The sequence below is a fragment of the uncultured Streptococcus sp. genome, from assembly GCF_915066115.1.
GTDB lineage: Bacteria > Bacillota > Bacilli > Lactobacillales > Streptococcaceae > Streptococcus.
This window is the reverse complement of the sequence record NZ_CAJZDT010000086.1, coordinates 1-8,125: the sequence shown is the minus strand read 5'-3', so window position 1 is coordinate 8,125 and position 8,125 is coordinate 1. Positions and strand designations below refer to the sequence as shown.

The window sequence follows — 8,125 nt, the reverse complement described above, 5'->3', positions numbered from 1 at the left end:
GATAAGGTATTTCTTAGAACTATCCAATAAAATCAATCCATCTTTTTTAACAATAGTCAACTGTCCTATTTCTTCCAATTTATTCATCAAAACTTTTAGGGAAGAAAAACTTACACCAATTTCTCTCCACAAATCACCAGCTTTAATAAAACCATCTTCAGAATTAGAATCATCAACTACTTCTTCTTGTTGTTTACTTGACATCAATTCTTGTACCAATTCAGGACTTGCCTTCTTAACTTCTCCTTTTTGCAATTCCTCTTGTGCTTCCATCTCAGCTTGAAGATTTTCTTTTTCTTCCTCTGACAATTCAGCACTCGGATTTTCCAAAGGATTGAAAGGATTTCCTCGTCGCTCAATCTTCTCATATTCATCAGTAAAGGAGAACCCTTTTTCTAACAAAGGAGAATAAAATTCTCTTGCCACTTCTCCATATACACTAGCATATCCACGACCATAAACACGCTTACCGCCCAGGTACTTAACATACTTAAATTCCTTATTCCTATTGACTTCTCCGAAGGCTAAATCATATCCAACCTCGTCCAATCGACCAACAGAAATTCGGAAATTGATATTCGCTTGTAATTTTGAGCCTAAATCTTCTCTTGAAGGCTTCTGCATAGCTATAACTGCAAAGCAGCCAGCTTGCCTTCCTAGAAGCAAGAATTGGCCCATAGCATTATCTAAACGCTGTCTAGTTTGAAAATCAAGCATAGCACACAAAGCGTTGTATTCATCACAAACTAAAAAATAAGGTTCAAGTCCATATTCAAAAAACTTCTTCAAATCCTTGTCACCATTTTCTTCACGCATTTTACGCATATAAGCATAGCGAGCGAACATAATTTGAACTGCTCTTTCAATCATAGAAACAATATCTTCAACCTCATAAGAAATACGACCTTCAAAGGCTTTCTGCTCCGACATAGTAACAAAGTCAGCTTGTTTAGGATCGCATATATCCACTACTCCAACTTTAGCCATAGCACGAATCAGAGTTCTTAAAAGAACTGTCTTACCACCACCAGTACCACCACAGACCAGCAAATGAGGATCATCAATAGGATTCCAATAGAGATTCTTCATTAGTTGAATACCTTTACTAGAATATTCAACATCACTAATCTTAATACGATTCTGAAACGCTGAATAAGCCATTTTATAAGTTTTAAATTTAATATCGTCCTGAACTTCCATAAAGTCCATAAAAAAGGTTGTTTCTAAATCTGAACCAATCTTCTTAAACTTATCTTGAAACTTATTCCCAGCCATTTTAAAAGCAATTTCCAAATCATACCGATTCTGTTTCAAATAAACCGTTGGAAATGTAACCTTATCGACTGTTCCTGATTCAGTTTTAACTTTTTTTGTATATGTATATCCATTCTCTTTAAGAAAGAAAGCTAGTTTAGCAAGTCTTTCTAACTTTTGAAAAAAGAAAAAACGTTCTTGTGAAAACCAAGTCAAATAAAGACTAATCAAACTAAACACTGTCACCATCAAACTGACAATCACTATCGAAGGAACATCAGCATTTTTTAGTTTCTCTAAATTTTGATAAATATAAAATCCTAATATTGGACTAAATAACAAAAAGAAAAAAGAAAAGATAAAGTATCTTAGATTTTCCATGTAAGGCTTAATCTTAATTCCACGATACGCAGGAAATAAACTCATATCTTTTCTCCTTTAGAAATTATCCCTTATGTTCCTGTTTTTGATCAGATTTTTGATCCTGCTTCTGTTCTTGTTTAGGTTGACCTCCACCTACACGCTTAACATTTTCAGCACGCAAGGCAAAAGCATGACCTTTAACCTCAGAAACATTGTTGTTTCCACGTGAAATTGTATATGAATCTTCATAAATCCAAATTGTGACATCACCAACAAGTTCAACTTCAGACATCATAGGAATATCTTCTACAGAGATACCTTCTTCCAATTTAACTGGAATAATTTCTTGCATTTTATCCGAAAAAACTTCTGCATGCGTTGGATAATCAACAGGTGAACCATCTACCATTTTAAAATTTTCAATAAAACTGATAAATTGCAATTTACCAAGCAATTCTTTTGCATCAACAGGAATTTCTGCATTATTAAATTTACGAATACTAAAAGCCATTATTTTTTTCTCCTATTTCCTATAATTTATTTCTCAAAACGCAATTCAGTTGCTTCAAATTGAATCTCTTCTTTTGTGCCAACCAAACGTGTCACCATATTAAGCCCTGAAACTGACTTAACAAATGTAAGACCTCTTGTTTTCGGAACATCAGAATTTGCCAAACCATATACACGAATAGTTACCGTACTTTGTTTATCCCCTGAAATCTCAAATTCTCGGAAAGGTACAAAATCATCATACGAACCATTGACTACTTCACGAAACTTTGGACTCACAACAACTTTAGATCCAATCACATTCAATCCCACAGGGAGTTTTTTAATTTTTGCCATTTTTTTCAATTTCCTTTTCTATTTACATTTTTTCTTTAAAAAAATAAAGGACGATAAGTCCTGTTTTATTATCGCCCTTACAACAATATCTTAATCTTTTTTACGCTTGATCCCAACTAAACCTAACATAGACAAGATACCAGTTCCTACAAATCCAAGCATACTAGAAGCAGTACCAGTGTTCGGTAAAGATGGTTTCTTAGGTTCTTGTGGTTTTGGTTGCTCAGGAGTATGAGTTACAACTTTAGCTTCCATTTCTTGACCATTAACAATATTTACAAATGTATTTTCAACATCACCACTTGCAATACGTTCGACTTCGATATAGAAATCAACGTCAAACGTACCTTTAACTCCTAGAGAGTTCAAAAACTCTTTGTCAATAGTGTAAGCCCACTTACCGTCTTTTTCGTTCCATGTGACTTTAACGATTTTCTTAATAAAGTCAGAGTTTGTACTTTGATTAAAATCAAATTGGAACGCATAAGTAGAACCTTTAGCAATCTTGTCTCCTGCCTTAACCACTTTACCGCCAGACAAGACTACATCATAAGGAAGAATCAGGTCTTTGTCAGCAACGTATTCTGTACCACGAATGACACCAGACCAATTCCCTGTGTATCTGTCATGCTTCAAGTCAAGCATATCAATACCGTCATATTGGTAAAGAGTATCGTGCTTAGAAGGAACAGTCACACCGTCCAAGAGGTAACGTAGGTACTCGCCAATTTGAATTTCTTGACCGTCACGCACCTTAGAGTTATCTTTGTGATCTAAAGCGTGTTTTTCAGGTTTCAAGTCAGGAATTTGAACTGTTACCAAGTTAGAAACAAAGCCATTACCAAAGTCAATTTGGTTAAAGTCGTTTTTCACAATTTTGCCTTTTTCTACAAGCAAACGAGCAGGAAGGTCAATCGTGATATTCTTAGCTTGTTTAACGTAATTTTGATAGAATAAAGCAGAATCTTTCGCTACCCAAAGGTAAAACTCACCTTTAGGGTTCAATCCAGCTTCTTTCAAAATGCTTTGAATTTCTTTTGTACGTTGTTTTTCAGAAAGAACATGATACATATTAAACAAAGCCTTAACGTCTTTACCAGTAGAATCCTTCATAGTAATTTTGCTGTCATCTACTTTATAAGCACCATCTTGTACGTCATCCGCCATAGCCCATGTTTTACCATAAGTCTTAGAATCAGCAGTAAATGTTGAATATGGTTTGTAATCAGTTGTCAAACTGAATTTCACATTTTTGTCAAATGTATTTGCGACATCAATGTTGTGACCATAATTATCAGTAATAGCCTTCACAGGTTTTGGAGTTGAAGGTTGAACACGCAAACGTGAATAATTCACTTTTACGGTAGGAACTAAAGGCATTTTAGGAATTTTTTTCTTCTCTGGTGGAGTTGGAGCAGGTGGAATTGGGAGTGTTGTACGAGGTACAAACTCTTTTGGTTTCTCCAATTTAGGTTTAGGAATTTCCTTAGTGTCTTTTGGAGTGTACTCAGGTTTTGTAGGTGGTGTAGTTACAATTTGGATTGGTACAGTTGAACTTGCTTTACCAAAGAAACCAACAGCCCAACCGTCTTGATAGAAAATATCCTTATCGGCAAGGTTTTTGCCACCATTTTGACCAATTACTTCTGCTCGTTTTGACTCAATTTCTTCCTCACTTGCCACACCTGTACCGATATGATAAGCAAAATTAAAGCTAGAACCATATCCAACAGAAAGAAGTGAACCTAAAGGAATATCACTTTCGTCACCTACGTTAGCATAATATAAATCTCCTTTTTTAACCCCCATAGAAGGATGGTCACTTTCATAAGCCAACTTATACTCGCCCTTATAATATTCCTTGCCACCACGAGTAATTTTCTTGACTTCTGAACCGTTAGGGTTAAGGACAATACCTTCTGAACCGTCTTGATAAGTAAATCTTAATTCTTGTCCATAATCAATATCATTGAACGTGGAAGCGATCGCTGTCACAGCAGGTTTATTTGTCTTTTCATAGAATAAATCAATTTTAGTATCAAATTGAATCAAGTTCCCATATACAAAGTTAATAGAGCCACTTCCATTATCTTTACGAACATAAATTCTAGTATCACTTAACGGTTTTCCATCTTTTACAAAATAAGCTTCAACACTATTAAAAGTAAACTTAGCAGAGATTTTCTTACCATCTTTACTTTCAGCAACATTATGAAGAGTGAAAGAATCACCTGCTTTTGGATTTACAATTTCAGCAAAATATTCAGGATTTTTCCCAAGCAATCCTGCACGACTACCACTAATAGTAGTATCAGAGTGCAAACCAATATAATCTTTTACAGCAGTTAGACCGTCAACACCTTCAAATGAAGCTGTTAGGTTGCTGTAGTACCCAACTCTACCACGCTTGCTGTTGTCGTAATCACCATAAACCTTGATATGAGGTTTTTCAGCTTTTACCCCCTTCTTAGCAAGTTCTGCTTTTTTCTTGTTGTACTCAGCAAGATCGCTTTCATATTTTGCTTGTTTTTTGTCATAGTCAGCTTTTAAATCAGCGTTGTCCTTTTCAACCTTTTCATTGTAGGCTTTTTGATCTGCTACGTTTTTGTTATAAGTAGCTTCTTTTTCAGCGTTGTCCTTTGCGATACGCTCATTTTCAGCTTTGGTATCAGCTTCTTTTTTAGCATTGTCAGCAAGAATAGCCTTATTTTCAGCTTCAATACGTTTGACTTCTGCTTCACGATCTTTTACAGCTTTTTCAAACTTATCTTGTTTATCCTTGTTTTCTTTTTCGATTACTTCACGTTCTTTAGTAGTTTTATCTACTTTAGAAGAATAATCAGCAGTAACAGTTTTGACATCTTTTTCCTGTTTAGCATAATCAGCTTCAATTTCTTTCTGCTTACCTGCTACTGTTTCAGAGGTTGCAACACCTTTGTCCTGAACTGCTCCAACTTCAACTTTAACGCCTGCATTTTTAGCGTCTGTTACAGCTTTGTCAAGATTGTCATGAGCAATAAGAACTTCTACTTCTGTTTTCTTTTCTACAGCAACAGGCTTAGCAGTTGAAACTTCATCAGCCGATACCGTTGAAGAAAATACCATTCCCAACATTCCAAGTGCAAGAATAACACCACATGCACCACCAACCTTCATTTTACGGATTGAACCGTAAGCCTTAAATTCTTGTGTCTTTGACATCTATTTTTTTCTCCTTTTTTCTATAAATAAAAATTTCAATTTTACAATCCCATTCTATGAAGGTGAACGAGATCGTTTATAAACTACTAAAATCATTTTTTCTCCTTTTCTATAAACAAAAAAAGCCAGTTAAAACTGACCTTCTAAAATTTTACCCATCTACTTAAAATAATATTACTTATTATAAAATATCTTTCTCAGATTCAACATTTTTTTAAAACTCAATAATCACTCCATTTTCTCTAAAATAAGCATACGTTCTTTCGATTTTAGAAATTATCTTGCTGTAATAACAACGAGTCAACTGTCCAACACCATACAACTGATAATATAAATCATCGCAGCTTTTCTTTGATGATACATAGACATCAGCACCATTTTTTACATGAGCATAGATTTTCAAATTCCAGCAGAATCGACTATAGATTCGATTATACTCTTTTATGATCCATTCTTCGGAATATGTTCTTAACCCCTCTTTATAACCATACTCTTCGATTTTAACACACCTCTTTCCTACTACTCAATCTTTTCAATTAGTTCAAGTAAGAATCGCTTCACTTCACTCTTATAAACATACTTAGTCTTATCATCACCAGCAAAGCGAATAGTTTCTTCATAACTTTTCCCTTTAGTCAACATTGTTACCAATCCATGAGAAAATTGATGGTGACACCCTAGATTATCTAAGTCCTTTGTGGACAAAACTTCTTCACGCTTCACAGTGAATTTTTCATCAACATTGATAAAATCATCTATCGCACAATTATAATACTTTGCTAGCTTGTAAAGTTTATCAATACCAGGCTCACGTTCTCCACTTTCATAGCGTTTATATGCTTTCTTTTGGATACCTAAATAATTTGCTAAATCATCTTCAGACTTATTATTTCTTTCTCTATACAAAATCAATGCTTTTGATACGTTAATCATTTTGATTCCTCTTTTCTTCTTCTCTACACCTCTACTCATATTGTTAATTTACATAAAGGAACTCAATAATTCCCTTGTGAAAACTAACAATACTTTCAATTCTTATCAGGACAAAACCTGTTTTATAAAAATTAAATGATTGTTAATTTTGTTTTTTTGAGTAAAATTAAAAAGGCTTATATTTCAAAGCCTTTTTTTGTTACTCTTTTTTTGTATGCTCTTATCTTCGCATACTTTCGGCTTCTCAGCCTACTACCTTCGCCAAGGTCACAAATTTAAGGATAACTCAATATCCCCTCTTTCTTACCCAAAGGCATTAGCAAGATTTTACTCTTACACACCGACCATACGATAAAGCCTCACTATCTCACTCTAGCTACCTCTTCAAAGTATCATTGACTGCTCCACAGCCGTCAGTTCCCTTTTCTTATCTACTAAGGCGAAAGGACGAAAAACCCAACGTGAACTTTACAAACTCTAAACTCCTTGCCAACCATATTTACTTATGGTATAATAATACCGCATATAAAAACAAAAAACAAAATATCGTAAACAGCTTAGTAAGATGGAAACACACTTTGCTGGATTTTTGTTTTCAAAAAATATTAGAAAAGAGAACATTATGACTGAAATCATTACTAAAACAATATCCATCATTTACAATATTGTGAAGTTGATTATTCATCTTTACATTAAATCTTTTGACTCAAATCCATATTTGACAACTTTTTGTACAATATTCATCATTATACGTTATCTATGCTTTCCGTAGTCTTACTAAAAAGTCAGCAAAGAGTTTAGAATCTATAAAGTTTTGTAGATACATTTCATGGAATCTAGTTAGTAGATGTGACTGAGTTTAAGAAAGTCAAAATAAAGGTCACACGTAAGCACGTAACTGAGAAAGGGTTCTTCTCAAAATTGAAAAACAACTAGACTCCATGAAATATACCTACAATCAAGCAAGTCTTGACATTTTCCCAAAATTCACGTATAATTAAATTGCTAAATTCTTATATTCGTGTTTGGTCAGTGTCTATCATTGCCTGACACGTTTTTTTATTTAATTTTCAAAGACCAATAACTACTGTCGTTAGTTAGAGAAATACCTTATACCTGTTATCAATTTTAAAAGGAACTACTCAATCATTTACTTGAAACAAAACTCATATTTGCAAACTATTGATTATTCTTCTAAAAAGTTTTAGATACAGATAGGTTTCACTCTAGCTAGCTTTAATAGCTCTAGCAGTACAAACAACTCATACTTGATTGTACTAAAGAACCATTAAATTAAATAAAGGAATCTATATTATGGCAAAGAGTAAACTTCACCCTTTCGTCCTCCAAGGAAACCATCTCAAAGACGATTTCAATTCTCATAACAGAAATTGTTATCAAGAAAATGGAAAGAAAGTTACAAGCTCGTCATATTAGTATGATTGCCATAGGTGGATGTATAGGTACAGGATTATTTATGGCTAGTGGAGCAGTTGTTAGTAAAGCAGGTTCGTATGGAGCGGTTCTT

5 protein-coding genes are annotated in these 8,125 nt (G+C 34.0%); all 5 read right to left on the bottom strand.

Going from position 1 to position 8,125, the window contains the following annotated elements; translation table 11 throughout:
* The coding region (locus QZ565_RS06625) for an FtsK/SpoIIIE domain-containing protein (protein WP_295527273.1) at positions 1-1,680 on the bottom strand (1,680 nt) is incomplete at its 3' end.
* 19 nt (positions 1,681-1,699) lie between these two features.
* Entirely contained in the window at positions 1,700-2,128 is a 429-nt protein-coding gene (locus tag QZ565_RS06620; RefSeq protein ID WP_295527270.1) for a hypothetical protein, read from the bottom strand.
* Between the two features lie 26 nt (positions 2,129-2,154).
* Complete coding sequence (locus QZ565_RS06615) at positions 2,155-2,463, bottom strand: hypothetical protein (RefSeq protein ID WP_271630922.1); 309 nt, start codon at positions 2,461-2,463, stop codon at positions 2,155-2,157.
* A 90-nt stretch (positions 2,464-2,553) separates the two neighbouring features.
* A complete protein-coding gene (locus QZ565_RS06610; protein ID WP_295527263.1) occupies positions 2,554-5,664 on the bottom strand; it encodes an SspB-related isopeptide-forming adhesin in 3,111 nt (1,036 codons plus the stop codon).
* Between the two features lie 519 nt (positions 5,665-6,183).
* Positions 6,184-6,597, bottom strand: coding sequence for a helix-turn-helix transcriptional regulator (locus QZ565_RS06605; RefSeq protein WP_295527260.1), 414 nt, complete (start codon positions 6,595-6,597; stop codon positions 6,184-6,186).
* Positions 6,598-8,125: the final 1,528 nt, after the last annotated feature.